Below are 18,255 nucleotides of genomic sequence, written 5' to 3'. Positions count from 1 at the left end.
CATGCGGCTGGATCATCTGGCAGTGGCGGCGAAAAGCTTGGACGAGGGCCGCGCCGTGGTCGAGGAGGCGCTGGGCCTGACCTTGCAGCCGGGCGGGCAGCACACGCATTTCGGCACGCATAACCTGCTGATGGGGCTGGCGGACGGCCTTTACCTGGAGGTGATCGCGGTCGATCCCGAGGCGCCTGTGCCGGGCTATCCGCGCTGGTTCGATCTGGACCGGTTCCATGGCGCGCCACGCCTGTCGAACTGGATCTGTGCGGTTGATGATCTGGAGGCCGCGATGACGCATCATCCGCAGGCGGGCGTGGCCGTCGATCTGGCGCGCGGCGATCTGCGCTGGCGGATGGCGGTGCCGGAGGGTGGCGTGCTGCCCTTCGACAACCGCTTTCCGGCGCTGATCGAGTGGCAGGCGGGCGGGCACCCCTCGGCGCGGCTGGCGGGGTCGGGCGCGCGGCTGGAGCGGCTGGTCGTGGCGCATCCCGAGGCCGCGGCGTTGCGCGCGGAGTTGAGTGAGTTGAGCGATCCGCGCGTGGTGGTCGAGCCGGGTGCGCCGGGCCTGCGCGCCGAGATCGCGACGCCGCACGGGGTGAGGGTGCTGGAATGATCATCCGGCGGGCGGAGACGGGGGATATCCCCGCGATCCTCGACATATGGAACCCTCTTATTCGCGACACTTCTGTGACCTTCACCACGGTGGAAAAGGCGGCGCCGGGGCTGGTGGATGATCTGGCCGCGCGCGGCGATGCGTTCCTGGTGGCCGAGGCGGCGGGCCAAATCCTCGGCTTTGCCACATATGGCCCGTTTCGCGGTGGGCCGGGTTATGCCCACACCGCCGAGCATAGCGTGATCCTCGCGGCGGATGCGCGCGGGCGCGGCGTGGGCCGCGCGCTGATGGCGCGGTTGGAGGCGCAGGCCCGCGCACAAGGCATCCACGTGCTGATCGCCGGGGTGAGCAGCGAAAATGAAGGGGCCATCGCCTTTCACCGCGCCATCGGCTTCACCCAAGGCCCGCGCCTGGCCGAGGTCGGGCGAAAATTCGACCGCTGGATGGATCTGGTACTTTTGCACAAGCGGCTGTGACGGTTTGCGCTGACACCGGTCGCGATTGGCGCTAGGCTCCGGCCCATGTCAATTTGGACACGCATATCAGAGGCGCTGCAGGCGCTGGCCAATGGCGAGAGCCTGACGGCTGTTTTCGACCGCCTGCGCAGCCCGCCCGAGCGCAGCGTCGCCTTTACCATCGCGGTGATCGCGCTGTCGGCCAAGATGGCCAAGGCAGATGGTCTTGTGACGCGCGACGAGGTGACGGCGTTTCGCGAGGTGTTCCAGATCGCGCAGGAGGAAGAGGACAATGCCGCGCGGGTCTTCAACCTCGCGCGGCAGGACGTGGCGGGATACGAGGATTATGCGCGCCGGATCGCGCGGATGTTTCAGGAGGCCCCCGATACGCTGAGCGATCTGATGGAGGGGCTGTTTCATATCGCGCTGGCCGACGGGATCTATCACCCCAAGGAAGATGCGTTTCTTGCGCGCGTGTCCGAGATTTTCGGGCTGGAGGAGGCGCGCTTCCGCCGGTTGCGGTCGCGCTTTGTCGAAGGCGAGCATCCTGATCCGTGGTCGGTGCTGGGGGTGACGGCGGACATGCCGCTGGATGACATTCGCAAAGTCTGGCGGCAGATGGTGCGCGATTGCCATCCCGACCGGATGCAGGCGCGCGGCGTGCCGAAAGAGGCGGTGAAGCTGGCCGAAAAGCGGCTGGTGGATATCAACCGCGCCTGGGAGGAGATCAGCGAGGCCCGTGCCGATGCGGATCGCCACCTATAACGTCGAATGGTTCAACGCGCTTTTCGACGATGCCGGGCGGATGCTGGAGGATGCGGAGTGGTCGGCGCGCTATGACGTGACGCGGGCCGATCAGCTGGCTGCACTTCGGGTGGTGTTCTCGGCGCTCGATGCCGATGCGGTGATGGTGATCGAGGCCCCCGACCAAAACGGGCGGCGCAGCACCGTGACGGCGCTGGAGGCGTTTGCAGACTGGGCCGCGCTCAGGGCGCGGCGGGCGCTGATCGGGTTTGCCAACGACACGCAGCAGGAGATTGCACTGCTTTATGATCCGGACGTGATGAGCGCCGTACATGACCCGCAAGAGGATGACGTGCCACGCTTTGACGGGCAGTTCCGGATCGACCTCGATATCGACGATCGCGCCGACCGGGTCAGCTTTTCCAAGCCGCCGCTGGAGGTGGCGGTGAGCATGGCGTCGGGCCGCACGCTGCGGCTCATCGGCACCCATCTCAAATCCAAGGCACCGCACGGGGCTAGGACCCGCGACGAGGCGATGCGCATCGGCATCGCCAACCGCCGCAAGCAACTGGCGCAGGCGGTCTGGCTGCGCCAACGGATCGAGGCGCATCTGGCGGCGGGCGATGCGCTGATGGTTATGGGCGATCTCAATGACGGTCCGGGGCTGGATGAATACGAGCATCTCTTCGGCCGCTCCTCGGTCGAGATCATCGCGGGCGAGGGCAACGACGCGGCGCAATCCCTCTATGATCCGCATGCGCGCGCGGCGCTGACGCAGAGGATCGGGGCAGGCCACAGCACCTCGCGGTTCTACCTGCGCGATCAGAAACGCTATATGCAGGCGCTGCTGGATTACATCCTGATTTCACCCGATCTGATGGCGCGGCGTCCGGTCTGGCGTATCTGGCATCCGTTCGACGACCCCGAATGCTGGGGCAAGCCGCTGATGCGCGACGCGCTGCTGACAGCGTCGGATCATTTCCCGCTGACGCTGGATATCGAGTTGTGATCTTAAAATCGTCATCGGGGGGTGTTATATGAAACACATGACATACCGGCCACTGATCCTTGCCCTCGCTCTTGCCCTCTCCGCTCCCGCCTTCGCGCAGGAGACCGAAGACGAGGGCCGCTCGCTCATGGAAGAGGGCGCGCGTCTGTTCTGGGAAGGCATCCGCCGCGAGATGGGCCCGGCGCTGGAAGAGTTTCAGGACCGCGCGCAGGAGATGGAGCCGGCGTTGCGCGAGTTTGTCGAGGAGATGGGCCCGGCGCTGCGTGGCCTGATGGATGAGGTCGGCGATCTGAGCGCCTATCACGCGCCCGAGGTGCTGCCCAATGGCGATATCATCATCCGGCGCAAGACCCCGCAGGAATTGCAGGACGCGCCCGCGCCGGATGGCGAAATAGAACTGTAAACGAGGCGGCAGACGGGCAAGGCTTGCGCTCAGTAGGCGTGGTCGTGCCCATCCCATGTCTGGAAACAGCCCGTGGCGGCCATATCGAGCGCGGCGAAGCGATCGAGCAGGCCGTCGGCCGCCTGATCCACCGAAATCTCGGCCGCGTCGCCGCCCATGTCGGTGCGGACCCAGCCGGGGTGATAGATGCCCACGGCGATCCCCTCGGTGGCCAGATCCGCGGCAAGGTTGCGCCCCAGGTTGAGGGCCGCAGCCTTGGAGGCACGGTAGATATAGCTGCCGCCGGGCGCGCGGGTATGGCTGGCCATCTGGCTGGAGATGATGGCGATCTTGGCACCCTGCGCGGCGCGCAGGTTGGGCAGCAGGCTCTGGATGCTGAGGAACACGCCGGTGACGTTGGTGGCGAAGGTTTCGGCCCACATCGCCGCCGGATAGCCGGTATCGAGCGGCTGGCCCTTGTCGGGATAGATGCCCGCATTGCAGATCAGCAGATCGACGGGGCGATCGCCCAGATGTTCTGCGAGGTTGGCGCAGGACACCGGGTCGGTCACGTCGAGGGCCAGCAGATCATCGACGGGCACCCGCGCGGTGCCGGTGACCTCATGCCCGGCGGCGCGGTAGCGGTCTGCCATGGCGTGGCCGATGCCGCGATTGGCACCTGTGATGACGATATGCATTGTGACGGGCTCCTCTGGGTCAGTTCGACTTGCGGCGCGGCACGAAGGGCAGGGGGGCCACCGGCACGCCGTCTTCGATCAGCTTGCGCGCCTCTTCGGGTTTGGCCTCGCCATAGATGCTGCGCTCGGGGGTGAGGCCGTCATGCATGTCGCGGGCCTCGCGGGCGAAGTTCACGCCGACGTAATCGGCGGTGCCCTCGACCTTTTGGCGCAGCGCGGCCAGGGCCTTCTCGCGGGGCGTGACCTCTGTTTCGGAGGCTGTGCTCGGAGCGGGACCGCCGGATTGGAGGCGCGGGGCCATCAGCGCCTTTTCCACGTGGGTCGAGCCGCAGACGGCGCAGCTGACCATGCCTGCGCCGAGCAGCTTGTCGAAGGCGGCGGCCGATTGAAACCAACTGTCAAAGTGATGGTCGGCCTCGCATCTGAGGCTGAAGTGAATCATGTTGCGATCCGTTTGATCATCCACGCATAATTACGCCGCGCGGGGGCAAGATCAAGCGTGTTCGGCGCGGCTCAGAGACCCAGCTTGCGGGGGTCGAAACTGCGGATGATATGCGCCAGTTCGGACTCGTCCACCCGTTTGGCGGCCTTCTTGCGGCGCATCCACTTGCTGCGGCGCTGTCCGGCCTCGGGAAAGTCCTCGGCCAGCGATTTGACCAGAATCGGGTAAATCATCACCAGACAGGGCAGGCCACGATCCGGCTCGACCTCCTTGGTATAGGAATAGAGACCGAGGGCCATGCTGTGCGCGATGCCACGCACGCCCGCCTCTTCCCAGGCTTCTTTCAGAACCATCTCTGTCGGGGTGAGCCCCGGCATCGGCCAGCCCTTGGGAATGATCCAGCGCCCCGATCCGCGACTGGTCACCAGCAGGATGTCCGGCTCGCCGTCCCGCATCCGATAGCACAGCCCGCCGAACTGCGTGCGCACTTCGGTCTTGGGGGCCGCCGGAAGGCTGAGCGGCATCTGCTTGATCGTCTGAAGGGTCATCGGCACATCCGGCCCGTTATCGCTGCTCGAACCCCAAGGGGTACACGAAAACGATAACGCGTGAACCCTGAGTCAGGCCAGCGGGAATTTATCTTTTTAATTCTGACTGAAAATATCAGAATTGACATTCCCTACAAGAATGATCAGAATTGAAAAGCCAAGCCAGTCCAGACCCGAGGCCAGCCCGGCGTAACAGCAACCAAAGGGAATCACCGGCATGGCAAATCCGATGACCGAACGTGCGAGGGCAGGGGCATGATCCGCGCGCAAACCAGAACCGAACCCGATCTGGTGGCCGAGGCCGCCTGTCACGACGCCCGCACCCTGACCGAGGGTGCCAATACCGCGCTCATCGTGCTGGATGGGCAGGTCTATACCCTGCGCATCACCCACGCGGGCAAGCTGATCCTCACGAAATGAAGCACGTGCGCACCATCACTCCCGACGCGCCGGTGGCGCAGATGGACGACATGACCGGCCTGCCCGGCATCGTCATCGCCTGTCTGCGCCACTGGAACCGCGGCGGTGCCGCGGCCGCCCTTGGTCTGCTGCGCGCGCATATGTCCGAGGCGACGGCCTGCGCCAGTTTCGAGGCGTTGCAGGACCTGACCGATGTGCTGGGTCCGCATATCCGCCGCCCGCTGCGCTGTCATGCGCCACAGTGCCAATGCGTGGGGCTGGACGAGGCGGCCTTTGCCCGGTTCGTCGAAGAGGCGGCGCTGGGCGAGCGCGAAGAGGCGCTGATGCTGGCGAGCCTTCTGGTCGCGCCGCGCGGCATCATGCCGCTGGCCGATGCGGCCCACCGGCTTGGCCTGACCCTGCATCGTGCTGTATTGCAGCAGCGCACGCAGGGGTTTCCTGACCCGGCAAACCAGACACGACATTGAGGCACAGGAGCACCCCCCGATGATGATCTGTCACTGCATGGCCATCACCGATGGTGATATTCATCGCGCCATGGACTGGATGCGTGCGTCGGATCCCGACACGCTGATCACCCCCGGCAAGATTTACCGCGCGCTGGGCAAGCGCGCCGATTGCGGCGGGTGTCTGCCGCTCTTCGTTGACACCATGCGCAAGGCAGATAGCCTTGGGATACCTATGCAATTGCGCGGACTTCGCCGCGCCACCACACAGGGAGACGCACATGAAGGGCGACGCCAAGGTAATCGACTATCTCAATCAGGCGCTCAGGAGTGAGTTGACCGCCGTCAGCCAGTACTGGCTGCATTACCGCCTGCAGGAGGACTGGGGCTATGGCCGCATCGCCGCCAAGTCGCGCGAGGAAAGCATCGAGGAGATGCATCATGCCGACAAGCTGATCGAGCGGATCATCTTTCTGGGCGGGCATCCGAACCTGCAGAAACTCGACCCGCTGCGCATCGGGCAGACCCTGCGCGAAACGCTCGAATCAGACCTCGCGGCAGAGCATGACGCGCGCACGCTCTACATCGAGGCGCGCGACCATTGCGACAGCGTGGCCGACTACGTCTCGAAGAACCTTTTCGAGGCGCTGATCGCCGACGAGGAAGGTCATATCGACTTTCTGGAGACGCAGATCGACCTGTTCGACGATCTCGGGGCCGAACGCTACGGGCTGCTCAATGCGAGCCCGGCGGATTCGGGCGAATAAGCCCGATCTGGCAGCAAACCGGGGCCGTCGCGATGATCCGCGGCGGCCTTAGTCGTTTCTGGCCGCCCTTTCGGGGATGAGTTGCTGCGCGATGCCTGCAAAGACCAGGTAGACGCTGGTCACCACCAGCCCCCAATGCGCCCAGCTTTGCGGGTCGAAATGCACCCAGGCCGCCCAGCCTGCGAAGAACGTCCAGGCCAGCGCCATCGGCAGGGTCAGCCAGCGCCAGCGCTGCGTGCGCACCGGATGCACGAACTTGAGCGGCAGGAACATCGCCACCGACAGGATCACCACCAGCGCGAGGATGATCCAGAAAGACGGCTTGATCGCGAACATCACGATCACCATCATGTTCCAGCAGCCGGGAAAGCCGGAAAAGGAATTGTCCGTGGTCTTCATCCGTGTGTCGGCGAAATACATAGCACTGGCATAGGTGATCACGATGATCGCCACCCACCCCGTCCAGCCCGGCAAGAGGTCGGAGCTGAAGAGCGCGAAGGCGGGGATGAACACGTAGGTCAGGTAGTCGATGATCAGGTCGAGCAGCACGCCGTCGAATTCGGGGGCGTATTTCTGAACGTGATACTTGCGCGCCATCGGCCCGTCGATGCCATCGACAGCAAAGGCCACCACCAGCCACAGGAACATCAGCTCCCACTCGCGGTCGATCGCGGCGAGCATGGCAAGCATGGCGAAAACCGCGCCGGTGGCTGTCAGAAGGTGAACGAGGAGGGCGCGGATCTGTGGTGTCATGCGGGTTTAATGGCGCAGCCATTCGGGATTTGCAAAGAAAAACCCGGCCCCCTTGCAGGGACCGGGCGGTTGCCGTGAGTGGAATGCCTCAGTTCGAGACGCGGACTTCTTCGAGCGGATAGGCGAGCATGTCCTGCGCCTCCCAGGCGACGTGGCAATCATGGCAGAAGCTCTGCTTGAACTTCATCGGCTTGCCGTTGGGCTGCACGCCCGCATAGACCCAGTCGGCGGTGTCGGGCGCGCTGCCCTCTTCGCCCTTGGTCATGATGAAGAGCGGGCCGGTGCGGGCCTCTTTCTTCTTGGAACTGATCGAGATGCTTTCCTTGGCCAGCACCGAGCCTGCGGGCATTTCCACGCCCTCTTCGGCGAATTTCAGGTATTGCTCGGCGGCGACGTCATTGGCGAAGGTCTGCAACAGGCGATTGCCATGCGCGCCCGCAACGGCGGGGCGGGTCGAGGACACGGTCCAGTCGCGATAGGCGGCGGCCACCTCGTCGCCTTCCTTGGCGTATTTCTCGGCCATCTCGTCCTTGAGGCAGGTGTAGATTTCGTCGATCGCGGCTGCGTCAAGCTCGAACGGGTCGGTCACGTCGACGGCACAGGCCGCATGTGCGAGCGGGGCCATCGTCAGGCTGGCGACAAAGGTCGCGGCGGCGGCGAAAAGCTGGCGTTTCATAATGTTCATTCTCCATGTCGGTCATTGGACGCAAAGGTCACCCGAGGCGGAGCGTTGCATAATTCGATTGTAATTGAACCTAACTATTGCGTGAGGAAACCGTGCCCTTGCGTGCGGGGCGGGGGTGTGTTGCGATCGTCAGTACGGCGTGCCCGTGATGATCCGTTGGTGATCTGGATCAAGGCGCGCGGGCCCGATCTGCGCGACTATTGCCCATCGACAACGCGAAAGGAAATCCGATGTATAAGCACGTTCTGGTTCCGGTTTCATTCGACAACGAGCGCGACGGGGCAGGGGCCCTCGCGGCGGCAAAGCTGCTCGCGGGTGACAGCGGCAAGATCAGCCTGCTGCACGTGATCGAGCAGGTGCCGAGCTATGCCATTTCCTACCTGCCATCGGGCTACCAGTCCGAGGCGCGCAAGGCGATCGAGGCGGAGCTGTCGAGCATGGCTGCCGCCCTGCCCAATGCCGATTCCTTCGTGGTCGAGGGGCATTCGGGGCGCACCATTCTGGACTGGGCCGAGGCGCAGGGCCCCGATTGCATCGTGATCGCGAGCCATCGTCCGGGCATGCAGGATCTGCTGCTGGGCTCGACCGCGGCCAAGGTGGTGCGGCACGCGACCTGCGCGGTGCATGTGATCCGCTGACCTGCGGCAGATCGCGCGCGCCCTTGCGGGGCTACGCGCGCGACCCCACCTGTCAGGTCGTGTTCAACAGCCGACAGGAGACCGTTCATGCAATGCCCGATCGATGGAACCGCGCTTGTGATCGCCGAACGTGCCGGGGTGGAGATCGACTATTGCCCGCAATGCCGGGGCGTCTGGCTGGACCGGGGCGAGCTTGACAAGATCATCGACCGGTCGGCCTCCGAGACGGTCGCACCGCAACGCTCGGATGATCGCGGTTATTCCGGCGGCAAACCGCGCAAGAAGCGGGGCGGCTTCCTCGAAGATCTGTTCGACTTCTGATCATCGCTTGATCGAAGCGGATCGCGGGCGTATGGCGCGGGCATGACCCGTTTCATGATCCATTGCGTAACCTTGGTGCTTGCCCTGATCATCGCCACGCTGACCCTGCTCCAGGTGACGCCCGGCCCTCAGGGGCTGCCCGGGCTGGACAAGCTGGCGCATTTTCTGGCCTTTGGCGCGCTCGCCGCGCCGTTGGCCTTTGCCTATCCCCGGCACTGGCGGGCTGTGGCGCTGGCGGTGCTGGCCTATGGCGGGTTGATCGAGATCGTGCAGCCTTATATGGGGCGCAGCGCCGAGTGGGCGGATCTGCTGGCCGATGGGGTTGGTGCCTTCCTTGGGGCGTGGGGCGCGGTACGGATCGGGCGCGGACGGCGTGCGGTGTGAACGATCACGGCTGATGGTGTGCGCCGAAATCTTGAAAAGATTTCGGTCCGATTTCTTTTGAAGAAATCGGGGTCGGCGTGAGCCAGCGGACCGGCGCGCGGTTGCAGAAGATGATGATCTGGCCCGAGTTTTCCGCCACCTGAAACCCGCGCCGGTCGATCTCGCGCAGGAACAGGTCCATCCCAGCGAAGCGCTCCACATCCCGTTTCTTTCGTCTGATCACGGTGCCTTGTTGCACCGCGCGGGAGGTGAACAGGTCATGCAGCCAGACCTCGGGCGAGAGCGGAGAGTTGCGGTTTTGCATGATGTGACCATGCGGGACGGTTGGTTAAGGGGAGGTTAATGGATGTAGGGTGGCTGGAAACGGTCAAAGCGACCTGAATTTTGACTTGTTCTCCGGCAACTGAAACAAGCCGTTCTCCACCGCGTTTCGTTGTACGAGTATCTTGTCCCAATGCCAGATGATTGCCGCTGCTTGCTCGTTAATCTTCTTCTTCAGCAAAGCTGGAGACAAATAGAAAGCAACCACTTTATTCCGTAGAATTGCCGCCCTTTCGGCCTTCTTTCGGGAGTTTTGTAAGTCTTTCGAAATCACTATCCATCCTATCCCCAATTGATTGAAGTAATCGATGTCCGAAATGTTGGTTGGGAATTTATCTCGAAGTGGAAAAGCTTCGTGGCCGTCGAGTCTTATTAGCTCATTCAGCGCACGAGCAATACTTGGAGGCATGTTGTGGTCAAAAAGTACCTTAGCCATGTGCCTCGTCTAAGCTTTGTTCAAACGAGATACATGCTTTTAGCTCGGCAGAGGGAATTTCGTAGATCTTTGAAAGATACGCCAAGTCATTGAATTCTTGAAACTCTCTCGAGACGACGCCAGTGGAAACGCCGTATTTATCCAAGATCGGATCGCCAAAATGACGAGATGGATCAATGATTACCGATGAAAACTGTCGCGGCCTCCACCTAGCTGCTAAGTTGCCTTCGTATTCCAAATCATTGAGCGATTGAGATATAATTTCGCGGAAGACTTTCTGGCCGGGCCGCTTCTTCGAAAGGCTAACGAATTCACCGTCTTTTTCTACGGCATCCATTAATATCTCAGTTCCGTCAGTTTTGAATGACTGTGAGGCCAAGGGCCGATCCAATTCGTATTTTTCTTCAGCAAAGGAAATTGCAAAGCGAATTGCCTGTAGCGAAATTGAGGCACGCCTAAGCGCCGCTACAACTCTTACCTCGACGAGATCAAGAAAGCTGATCTCGGTTATGTCCTCATCTAAGAATTGATAGTGTGCGTGCCAGAGGGGGGGATTGGGACCGCTTCCTCGTGTCCATCTTAGGACTTGCTGCGCACTCGTTCCAATGAGACGCGCTGCTTCCCTCGGTGTGTAAACACCTCTTCCAAGAATCGCGTCATCTAGCGGCATTCACGTCCTCCTAGCAGTCTTCTACCTCTGAAGTATTGCTCCTGAATAGTCCTTATCTCCCCCGCCGCTTCACATTCCCCCCGCGTTGGCCCGGCCTCCCCGCCGTTGACCGCCCGCGTGACCCGACAGCGGCGTCGCTGGCCTTTTCCACCGCCTGCTGCCGGGCCAAAGGATCATCCGCCACGGCCAGATCGACCGCCTCCAGCCGTTTGACCTCGTCGCGCAGCCGCGCGGCCTCTTCGAACTCGAGGTTCTCGGCGGCCTTGCGCATGTCGGTGCGCAGCCCTTCCAGCACCGCCTGCAGGTTGGCGCCTGCCATCGGCTTGTCGACCTTGGCGGTCACCCGGTTCATGTCCACATCACCCTTGTAGAGCCCCTGCAGGATGTCATCGACATTCTTGCGGATCGTGGCCGGGGTGATGCCGTGTTCCTCGTTATAGGCGATCTGCTTGGCGCGGCGGCGGTCGGTTTCGTCCAACGCGCGCTGCATCGAGCCAGTGATGCGGTCTGCATACATGATCACCCGGCCATCGGCGTTGCGCGCGGCGCGGCCAATGGTCTGGATGAGCGAGGTCTCGGAGCGCAGAAAGCCCTCCTTGTCCGCATCGAGAATGGCCACCAGCCCGCATTCGGGGATATCCAGCCCCTCGCGCAGCAGGTTGATGCCGATCAGCACGTCGAAGGCGCCAAGGCGCAGGTCGCGCAGGATCTCGATGCGCTCGATCGTGTCGATGTCGGAATGCATGTAGCGCACGCGGATGCCTTGCTCGTGCATGTACTCGGTCAGGTCCTCTGCCATGCGCTTGGTCAGCGTGGTGCAGAGCGTGCGATAGCCCGCCTCGGCCACCCGGCGCACCTCGTCCAGCAGATCATCGACCTGGGTGTCGACGGGGCGGATTTCGACTTGCGGATCCAAGAGCCCGGTGGGCCGGATCACCTGCTCGGTAAAGACGCCGCCGGTCTGCTCGATCTCCCACTTGGCGGGGGTGGCCGAGACAAACACCGATTGCGGCCGCATCGCATCCCATTCCTCGAACTTGAGGGGGCGGTTGTCCATGCAGGACGGCAGGCGAAAGCCGTGTTCGGCAAGCGTGAACTTGCGCCGGTAGTCGCCCTTGTACATGCCGCCGATCTGCGGGACCGAGACGTGGGATTCGTCGGCGAAGACGATGGCGCTGTCGGGGATGAACTCAAAGAGGGTGGGGGGCGGCTCGCCGGGGGCGCGGCCCGTCAGGTAGCGCGAATAGTTCTCGATGCCGTTGCAGACGCCGGTCGCCTCCAGCATCTCCAGATCGAACTGCGTGCGCTGCTCCAGCCGCTGCGCCTCCAGAAGCTTGCCGTCGCCGACCAGCTGATCGAGGCGGGTGCGCAGCTCTTTCTTGATGCCGATTATGGCCTGCTGCATCGTCGGCTTGGGGGTCACATAGTGGCTGTTGGCATAGACCCGGATCTGGTCGAAGTTGTCGGTCTTTTCGCCGGTGAGCGGGTCGAATTCGGTGATGCTCTCCAACTCCTCGCCGAAGAACGACAGCCGCCAGGCGCGATCCTCGAGGTGGGCGGGGAAGATTTCGAGGCTGTCGCCGCGCACCCGAAAGCTGCCGCGCTGGAAGGCCTGATCGTTGCGCTTGTATTGCTGCGCCACCAGATCGGCCATGATCTTGCGCTGGTCATAGCTCTCGCCGGTCTTCAGATCCTGGGTCATCGCGCCGTAGGTCTCGACGCTCCCGATGCCGTAAATGCACGACACCGAGGCCACGATGATCACGTCGTCGCGTTCCAGAAGCGCGCGGGTGGCCGAGTGGCGCATCCGGTCGATCTGCTCGTTGATCTGGCTCTCTTTCTCGATATAGGTGTCGGAACGGGCGACATAGGCTTCGGGCTGGTAATAGTCGTAATAGCTGACGAAATATTCCACGGCGTTGTCGGGGAAAAACCCCTTGAATTCCCCGTAGAGTTGCGCGGCGAGCGTTTTGTTCGGCGCGAGGATGATCGCGGGGCGCTGTGTCTCCTCGATGATCTTGGCCATGGTGAAGGTCTTGCCGGTGCCGGTCGCGCCCAAAAGCACCTGATCGCGCTCGCCCTCGCGCACGCCTTCGCTGAGCTCGGCAATGGCGGTGGGCTGGTCGCCCGCAGGCTCGAACGTGGTCGCCATTGTGAAGCGTTTGCCACCTTCGAGCTTTTGTCGGGTTTTCACATCCGGCGCGGGGTGGGCGAGGACCGCTTCGGAGCTGTCGGAATTGGCATAGGGCATCGCGGGTCTCCTTTGTGCCAAAGATGGCGTGTCTCGCGGCGGGTGCAAGCCCAATCCTGCGGTCGGTGCCCTGCGGTGCGAATCGTTGGCGGCAAATGTGACGCGACGTCATTTCAATGCCTTGCGGCAGAGTGCCGCAGTCGCGCTGATGCCGGGCTTTTGTTGCCGGAATGCGGCAGCGCAACATGGCTCACGCGTATAAATTGCGACGCCGGGTGCGAAAAACCTCAGGGAAAGTCAAATAGTAAAAGAATTTACAAAAAATCCCGAGAAAAAGTTAGAGATTTTCACACAATTTGTCATGTTTATGGCTGAACTGTTAATTTTTTACGCATTTCTGGGTATAGTATTCCATGGAGCACAACACCGCATGACCGGCTGTCATATGGTGTCAGGGATGGAGGAATTAAAGCCATGGATGATGTCATTAATGCTGCAGGCGCAACGGCGCGCGGGTATCACATCGACGCGGATGAGTATGCCCGCATGTACGCGCAGTCCATTCAGGACCCCGAGGGGTTCTGGGGTGAGCACGGCAAGCGGCTCGATTGGATCAAGCCCTACACCAAGGTCAAGAACACTTCGTTCGCCTATGACGACGTGTCGATAAAGTGGTTCGAGGATGGCACTTTGAATGTCGCCGCGAACTGCGTCGACCGCCATCTGGCGACACGCGGCGATCAGACCGCGATCATCTGGGAGCCGGATGAGCCCACCGACGAGGCGCTGCATATCACCTACCGCGAATTGCACGCGCAGGTCGGCAAAATGGCCAATGTGCTGAAATCGCTCGGCGTTGAAAAAGGCGACCGGGTGGTGATCTACCTGCCGATGATCCCCGAGGCGGCCTATGCGATGCTGGCCTGTGCGCGGATCGGCGCGATCCATTCCATCGTGTTCGCAGGCTTTTCGCCCGACGCCTTGGGCGCGCGGATCAACGGCTGCGACGCCAAGGTTGTCATCACCGCCGATCACGCCCCGCGCGGCGGACGCAAGACCAAGCTCAAGGACAACGTCAATCAGGCGCTGTTGCATGACACCGATGACGTCAAATGCCTCGTGGTGCAGCGCACCGGCGATCAGGTGGCGTGGCGCAATGGCCTCGATTTCTGGTGGCACGAAGAGGCCGAAAAGGTCAGTTCCGACTGCGCGCCCGAGGAAATGAATGCCGAGGACCCGCTGTTCATTCTCTACACCTCCGGCTCCACCGGCATGCCCAAGGGCGTGGTGCATAGCACCGGCGGCTATCTCACCTACGCGTCGATGACGCATGAATATATTTTCGACTATCACGAGGGCGATATCTACTGGTGCACCGCCGATGTGGGCTGGGTCACCGGACACAGCTATATCGTCTACGGGCCGCTGGCCAACGGGGCCACAACCGTGATGTTCGAGGGCGTGCCGACCTATCCCGATGCGGGCCGCTTCTGGCAGGTCTGCGAGCGCCACAAGGTGACACAGTTCTACACCGCCCCCACCGCCATCCGCGCGCTGATGGGCAAGGGGACCGCGCCGGTCGAAGGGTCGGATCTCAGCAGCCTGCGCCTGCTGGGGTCTGTCGGTGAGCCGATCAACCCCGAGGCGTGGAACTGGTATAACGAGAATGTCGGCAAGGGCCGTTGCCCCATCGTTGATACGTGGTGGCAGACCGAAACCGGCGGCATCCTGATCACCCCGCTGCCCGGTGTGACGCCCAACCCCAAGCCCGGCTCGGCGACCAAGCCGTTCTTTGGCGTGGCCCCCGTCGTGCTCGACGATCAGGGCAATGAATTGGACGGCGCGACCGAGGGCGTGCTGGCGATCAAGGATAGCTGGCCCGGTCAGATGCGCACCGTCTGGGGCGATCACAAGCGCTTTGTCTCGACCTATTTCGAGATGTTCAAAGGCTACTATTTCTCCGGCGATGGCTGCCGCCGTGACGCGGATGGCGATTACTGGATCACCGGCCGTGTCGATGACGTGATCAACGTCTCGGGGCACCGCATGGGCACGGCGGAAGTCGAAAGCGCGCTGGTTGCGCATTCGACCGTCAGCGAGGCGGCGGTCGTGGGCTATCCGCATGATATCAAGGGGCAGGGCATCTATTGCTATGTCACCCTGATGGACGGGGTCGAGGCCACGGACGAGCTGCGCACGCAGCTGGCCAACTGGGTACGTCAGGAAATCGGCCCGATCGCCAAGCCGGATGTCATTCAATGGGCGCCGGGCCTGCCCAAGACGCGCTCGGGCAAGATCATGCGCCGCATCCTGCGCAAGATCGCCGAGAACGACTTTGACAGCCTTGGCGACACCTCGACGCTGGCCGATCCCTCGGTGGTCGATGATCTCATCACCAACCGCACCGGCGCGTGAGAGGGGGCATGACAATGGACGGAACCAAGACAGCGCAAACCGCCGCCAATCTGGTCCTGCTCGGGCCGCCGGGCGCGGGCAAGGGCACACAGGCGCGGATGCTGGAAGACGCGTTCGGGCTGGTGCAACTCTCGACCGGGGATCTGCTGCGCGCCGCCGTCTCGGCGGGCACCGAGGCGGGCCAACAGGCCAAGGCCGTGATGGAAGCGGGCGATCTGGTCTCAGACGAGATTGTCATCGCGATCCTGCGCGACCGGCTGGCAGAGCCGGACTGCGCGCAGGGCGTCATTCTCGACGGCTTTCCGCGTACCACGGTGCAGGCCGAGGCGCTGGATGGGCTGATGGCCGATCTTGGCGCGGGCATCCGCGCGGCGATCAGCCTCGAGGTGGACGACGCCGCGATGGTGACACGGATTTCCGGGCGCTACACCTGCGCGGGCTGCGGCGAGGGGTATCACGACACGTTCAAGACCCCCGCTGTAGAGGGCACCTGCGACAAGTGCGGCGGCACCGAAATGATCCGCCGCGCCGATGACAATGCCGAAACGGTGGAGAGCCGCCTGCGCGCTTATCACGCACAGACCGCACCGCTGATCGACTATTACGACGGCAAGGGCGTGCTCGTCCGCGTCGATGCCATGGCCGAGATCGGCACCGTGGCGCAAGAGCTGAACACGATCGTCAAGCAGGCGACCGCGTAAGGGAAGGCCCGCGCCGGGATGGTCCCGGCCCGGGCAGGAGGAAACCTTTGACAAAAGGGAGGACACGCTTTGTCCGATAAGGAAGCCGCAAAGGCATATTGGAAAACCAATGTGCGTATTATTCTCTGGAGCCTGGTGATCTGGGCTCTGGTCTCGTTCGGGTTCGGCATTCTGTTGCGCCCCATGTTGTCGGGGATCGCCGTGGGCGGCACCGACCTTGGGTTCTGGTTCGCACAGCAAGGCTCGATCCTGGTCTTTCTGGCGCTGATCTTCTTCTACGCCTGGCGGATGAACAAACTCGATGCCGAACACGGCGTCGGTGAAGAATAAGGGAGCCGGGGACAATGGATCAGTTTACACTCAACCTGCTGTTCGTGGGCGCAAGTTTCGCGCTCTATATCGGCATCGCGATCTGGGCACGCGCCGGATCGACCTCTGAATTCTATGCGGCTGGCCGGGGGGTTCACCCCGTGACCAACGGCATGGCGACCGCCGCCGACTGGATGTCGGCTGCCTCGTTCATCTCGATGGCGGGCCTCATCGCCTTTACCGGCTATGACAACTCGACCTTCCTGATGGGCTGGACCGGTGGCTACGTTCTGCTGGCGCTGCTGCTGGCACCCTACCTGCGCAAGTTCGGCAAGTTCACCGTCTCCGAGTTCATCGGCGACCGGTTCTATAGCCCGACCGCGCGCATGGTGGCGGTGGTCTGTCTGATCGTCGCATCGCTCACGTATGTGATCGGCCAGATGACCGGCGTCGGCGTGGCCTTTGGCCGCTTCCTGGAGATCTCCAACACTGCCGGTCTGCTGATCGGGGCCTGTGTGGTCTTTGCCTACGCGGTCTTTGGCGGCATGAAGGGCGTGACCTACACGCAGGTCGCGCAATATGTCGTGTTGATCATGGCCTACACCATTCCGGCGATCTTCATCTCGCTGCAACTGACGGGCAACCCGATCCCCGCACTGGGTCTTTTCGGCGATCACGTCGCGAGCGGCGAGCCGCTTCTGGCAAAACTCGACCAGATCGTGCGCGAACTGGGCTTCAATGAATATACCGCCCATCATGGCGATACGTTCAACATGGTTCTGTTCACGCTGTCGCTGATGATCGGCACCGCCGGTCTGCCGCATGTGATCATGCGCTTCTTCACCGTTCCCCGCGTGGCCGATGCCCGCTGGTCGGCGGGCTGGGCGCTGGTCTTCATCGCGCTGCTTTACCTCACGGCCCCGGCTGTGGGTGCGATGGCACGGCTCAACATCACCGAGCTGATGTGGCCCAACGGCACCGATGCGCAGGCGGTCTCCGTCGAGCAGATCGAAACCGATCCCAAGTATGACTGGATGGCCACCTGGCAGAAAACCGGTCTTCTGGGCTGGGAAGACAAGAACGGCGACGGGCGTATCCAATACTACAACGACGCCAATGCCGAGATGCAGGAGAAGGCTGCGCAAGAAGGCTGGGCTGGAAACGAGCTCACGAACTTCAACCGCGATATCCTCGTGCTTGCCAACCCCGAAATCGCCAACCTGCCGGGTTGGGTGATCGGTCTGGTGGCTGCCGGTGGCCTTGCGGCTGCTCTGTCGACGGCTGCCGGTCTTCTGCTCGCGATCTCCTCGGCGGTCAGCCACGACCTGATCAAGGGTCAGCTCAATCCGGGGATCTCGGAAAAGGGCGAGCTCTTGTCGGCGCGTGTCGCGATGGCGGCGGCGATCGTGGTGGCCACCTATCTGGGCCTCAACCCGCCGGGCTTTGCCGCGCAAACCGTGGCGCTGGCCTTTGGACTGGCGGCGGCCTCGATCTTCCCGGCGCTGATGATGGGCATCTTTACCAAGGTGAACAACAAGGGCGCCGTGGCGGGCATGATCTCGGGTCTCGCGGTCACGCTGATCTACATCTTCCTGCACAAGGGCTGGCTGTTCATTCCTGACACCAACAGCTTTACCGACGCCGATCCGCTGCTTGGCACGATCAAGTCGACCTCCTTTGGGGCTGTGGGTGCGATGATCAACTTCGCGGTGGCGTTCACCGTGTCGAAGATGACGGCCCCGATCCCGCAAGAGATTGAGGACCTGGTCGAAAGCGTCCGCGTGCCCAAGGGCGCTGCGGCGGCTGCGGCCGATCACTAAGCAAACCGGGCAGGGGCGGCGCACAACGCCGCCCCTGTGTTTTCCGCCCGCCGATATTTTCGGCCATGACCGGGCGCTTTTAGGTTATTGATC

Annotated in this window: 25 protein-coding genes; 16 read left to right on the top strand and 9 right to left on the bottom strand. The window is 62.7% G+C overall.

The genetic code is table 11. The features are described 5' to 3' along the window. Position 1: 1 nt before the first annotated feature. The 5 genes from PVU19_RS12625 to PVU19_RS12605 are packed head-to-tail and all read left to right on the top strand — an operon-like array spanning position 2 to position 3,218. Positions 2 to 607 carry a VOC family protein gene (locus PVU19_RS12625; RefSeq protein WP_050662601.1) on the top strand — a complete coding sequence of 202 codons (606 nt, stop codon included), beginning with the start codon at positions 2 to 4 and terminating at the stop codon, positions 605 to 607. Beyond that, positions 604 to 1,083: a GNAT family N-acetyltransferase gene (locus PVU19_RS12620; RefSeq protein WP_050662600.1), complete on the top strand. Its 480-nt coding sequence runs from the start codon at positions 604 to 606 to the stop codon at positions 1,081 to 1,083. Before PVU19_RS12625 ends, PVU19_RS12620 begins: the two co-directional genes overlap by 4 nt. 45 nt (positions 1,084 to 1,128) lie before the next feature. Further along, positions 1,129 to 1,827 carry a molecular chaperone DjiA gene (locus PVU19_RS12615; RefSeq protein WP_050662599.1) on the top strand — a complete coding sequence of 233 codons (699 nt, stop codon included), beginning with the start codon at positions 1,129 to 1,131 and terminating at the stop codon, positions 1,825 to 1,827. After that, positions 1,808 to 2,815, top strand: a complete 1,008-nt coding sequence (locus tag PVU19_RS12610) for an endonuclease/exonuclease/phosphatase family protein (RefSeq protein ID WP_050662598.1) — start codon at positions 1,808 to 1,810, stop codon at positions 2,813 to 2,815. The genes PVU19_RS12615 and PVU19_RS12610 overlap by 20 nt, the downstream gene beginning before the upstream one ends. Before the next feature lie 28 nt (positions 2,816 to 2,843). Continuing rightward, on the top strand, positions 2,844 to 3,218 hold the full coding sequence (locus tag PVU19_RS12605) for a hypothetical protein (RefSeq protein ID WP_050662597.1): 375 nt from the start codon (positions 2,844 to 2,846) through the stop codon (positions 3,216 to 3,218). A gap of 29 nt (positions 3,219 to 3,247) precedes the next feature. Here the strand turns inward: PVU19_RS12605 and PVU19_RS12600 are convergent, their stop codons facing one another. From PVU19_RS12600 to PVU19_RS12590, 3 genes are all read right to left on the bottom strand, one after another. After that, positions 3,248 to 3,895 (bottom strand): SDR family NAD(P)-dependent oxidoreductase, encoded by a 648-nt coding sequence (locus PVU19_RS12600; protein ID WP_050662596.1) that lies wholly within the window; start codon positions 3,893 to 3,895, stop codon positions 3,248 to 3,250. A gap of 19 nt (positions 3,896 to 3,914) precedes the next feature. Next, on the bottom strand, positions 3,915 to 4,337 hold the full coding sequence (locus PVU19_RS12595; RefSeq protein WP_050662636.1) for a DUF1178 family protein: 423 nt from the start codon (positions 4,335 to 4,337) through the stop codon (positions 3,915 to 3,917). A 71-nt stretch (positions 4,338 to 4,408) separates the two neighbouring features. After that, a complete protein-coding gene (locus PVU19_RS12590) occupies positions 4,409 to 4,885 on the bottom strand; it encodes an NUDIX hydrolase (protein ID WP_050662595.1) in 477 nt (158 codons plus the stop codon). 255 nt (positions 4,886 to 5,140) lie between these two features. Between PVU19_RS12590 and hemP the strand changes: the two genes are divergently transcribed. Genes hemP through bfr form a run of 4 tightly spaced genes read left to right on the top strand, consistent with a single transcriptional unit; the run spans position 5,141 to position 6,518 of the window. Beyond that, positions 5,141 to 5,305, top strand: coding sequence for a hemin uptake protein HemP (gene hemP, locus PVU19_RS12585; RefSeq protein ID WP_082237552.1), 165 nt, complete (start codon positions 5,141 to 5,143; stop codon positions 5,303 to 5,305). Further along, a complete protein-coding gene (locus PVU19_RS12580) occupies positions 5,302 to 5,772 on the top strand; it encodes a hypothetical protein (RefSeq protein WP_050662594.1) in 471 nt (156 codons plus the stop codon). Before hemP ends, PVU19_RS12580 begins: the two co-directional genes overlap by 4 nt. Positions 5,773 to 5,791: 19 nt before the next feature. Continuing rightward, positions 5,792 to 6,085, top strand: a complete 294-nt coding sequence (locus tag PVU19_RS12575; RefSeq protein ID WP_074786144.1) for a (2Fe-2S)-binding protein — start codon at positions 5,792 to 5,794, stop codon at positions 6,083 to 6,085. Then, positions 6,033 to 6,518 (top strand): bacterioferritin, encoded by a 486-nt coding sequence (gene bfr, locus PVU19_RS12570; RefSeq protein WP_050662593.1) that lies wholly within the window; start codon positions 6,033 to 6,035, stop codon positions 6,516 to 6,518. The genes PVU19_RS12575 and bfr overlap by 53 nt, the downstream gene beginning before the upstream one ends. Positions 6,519 to 6,566: 48 nt before the next feature. Here the strand turns inward: bfr and PVU19_RS12565 are convergent, their stop codons facing one another. Continuing rightward, positions 6,567 to 7,271 carry a CDP-alcohol phosphatidyltransferase family protein gene (locus PVU19_RS12565; protein WP_050662592.1) on the bottom strand — a complete coding sequence of 235 codons (705 nt, stop codon included), beginning with the start codon at positions 7,269 to 7,271 and terminating at the stop codon, positions 6,567 to 6,569. 88 nt (positions 7,272 to 7,359) lie between these two features. Then, positions 7,360 to 7,956, bottom strand: coding sequence for a cytochrome P460 family protein (locus PVU19_RS12560; protein ID WP_235575793.1), 597 nt, complete (start codon positions 7,954 to 7,956; stop codon positions 7,360 to 7,362). Positions 7,957 to 8,186: 230 nt separating this feature from the next. Here PVU19_RS12560 and PVU19_RS12555 point away from each other — a divergent pair, with 230 nt between their 5' ends. The 3 genes from PVU19_RS12555 to PVU19_RS12545 all read left to right on the top strand — a co-directional run bounded on the left by PVU19_RS12555 (position 8,187) and on the right by PVU19_RS12545 (position 9,299). Then, on the top strand, positions 8,187 to 8,594 hold the full coding sequence (locus PVU19_RS12555; RefSeq protein WP_050662590.1) for a universal stress protein: 408 nt from the start codon (positions 8,187 to 8,189) through the stop codon (positions 8,592 to 8,594). Between the two features lie 87 nt (positions 8,595 to 8,681). Further along, entirely contained in the window at positions 8,682 to 8,915 is a 234-nt protein-coding gene (locus PVU19_RS12550) for a TFIIB-type zinc ribbon-containing protein (RefSeq protein ID WP_050662589.1), read from the top strand. Positions 8,916 to 8,957: 42 nt separating this feature from the next. After that, positions 8,958 to 9,299 carry a VanZ family protein gene (locus tag PVU19_RS12545; protein ID WP_235575791.1) on the top strand — a complete coding sequence of 114 codons (342 nt, stop codon included), beginning with the start codon at positions 8,958 to 8,960 and terminating at the stop codon, positions 9,297 to 9,299. A gap of 4 nt (positions 9,300 to 9,303) precedes the next feature. Here PVU19_RS12545 and PVU19_RS12540 read toward each other — a convergent pair whose 3' ends face one another. From PVU19_RS12540 to uvrB, 4 genes are all read right to left on the bottom strand, one after another. Then, positions 9,304 to 9,603: a hypothetical protein gene (locus PVU19_RS12540; RefSeq protein ID WP_050662588.1), complete on the bottom strand. Its 300-nt coding sequence runs from the start codon at positions 9,601 to 9,603 to the stop codon at positions 9,304 to 9,306. 63 nt (positions 9,604 to 9,666) lie between these two features. After that, complete coding sequence (locus PVU19_RS12535; protein ID WP_050662587.1) at positions 9,667 to 10,056, bottom strand: PIN-like domain-containing protein; 390 nt, start codon at positions 10,054 to 10,056, stop codon at positions 9,667 to 9,669. Continuing rightward, on the bottom strand, positions 10,049 to 10,726 hold the full coding sequence (locus PVU19_RS12530; protein ID WP_152911629.1) for a hypothetical protein: 678 nt from the start codon (positions 10,724 to 10,726) through the stop codon (positions 10,049 to 10,051). Before PVU19_RS12530 ends, PVU19_RS12535 begins: the two co-directional genes overlap by 8 nt. Positions 10,727 to 10,778: 52 nt before the next feature. Then, the gene (gene uvrB / locus PVU19_RS12525) at positions 10,779 to 12,977 is read right to left on the bottom strand and encodes an excinuclease ABC subunit UvrB (protein ID WP_050662586.1); all 2,199 of its coding nucleotides are present in this window, start codon (positions 12,975 to 12,977) and stop codon (positions 10,779 to 10,781) included. A 414-nt stretch (positions 12,978 to 13,391) separates the two neighbouring features. Between uvrB and acs the strand changes: the two genes are divergently transcribed. The 4 genes from acs (at position 13,392) to PVU19_RS12505 (ending at position 18,162) form a co-directional block, all read left to right on the top strand. Further along, complete coding sequence (gene acs / locus PVU19_RS12520) at positions 13,392 to 15,332, top strand: acetate--CoA ligase (RefSeq protein ID WP_050662585.1); 1,941 nt, start codon at positions 13,392 to 13,394, stop codon at positions 15,330 to 15,332. A gap of 14 nt (positions 15,333 to 15,346) precedes the next feature. Continuing rightward, positions 15,347 to 16,033: an adenylate kinase gene (locus PVU19_RS12515; RefSeq protein WP_050662584.1), complete on the top strand. Its 687-nt coding sequence runs from the start codon at positions 15,347 to 15,349 to the stop codon at positions 16,031 to 16,033. A 69-nt stretch (positions 16,034 to 16,102) separates the two neighbouring features. Then, a complete protein-coding gene (locus tag PVU19_RS12510; RefSeq protein WP_050662583.1) occupies positions 16,103 to 16,363 on the top strand; it encodes a DUF4212 domain-containing protein in 261 nt (86 codons plus the stop codon). A 14-nt stretch (positions 16,364 to 16,377) separates the two neighbouring features. Beyond that, the gene (locus PVU19_RS12505) at positions 16,378 to 18,162 is read left to right on the top strand and encodes a sodium:solute symporter family protein (protein WP_050662582.1); all 1,785 of its coding nucleotides are present in this window, start codon (positions 16,378 to 16,380) and stop codon (positions 18,160 to 18,162) included. Positions 18,163 to 18,255 lie beyond the last annotated feature (93 nt).

This window comes from Roseovarius tolerans (assembly GCF_028885395.1).
Taxonomy (GTDB): Bacteria; Pseudomonadota; Alphaproteobacteria; order Rhodobacterales; family Rhodobacteraceae; genus Roseovarius; species Roseovarius tolerans.
This window is presented reverse-complemented; position numbering and strand designations above follow the sequence as displayed.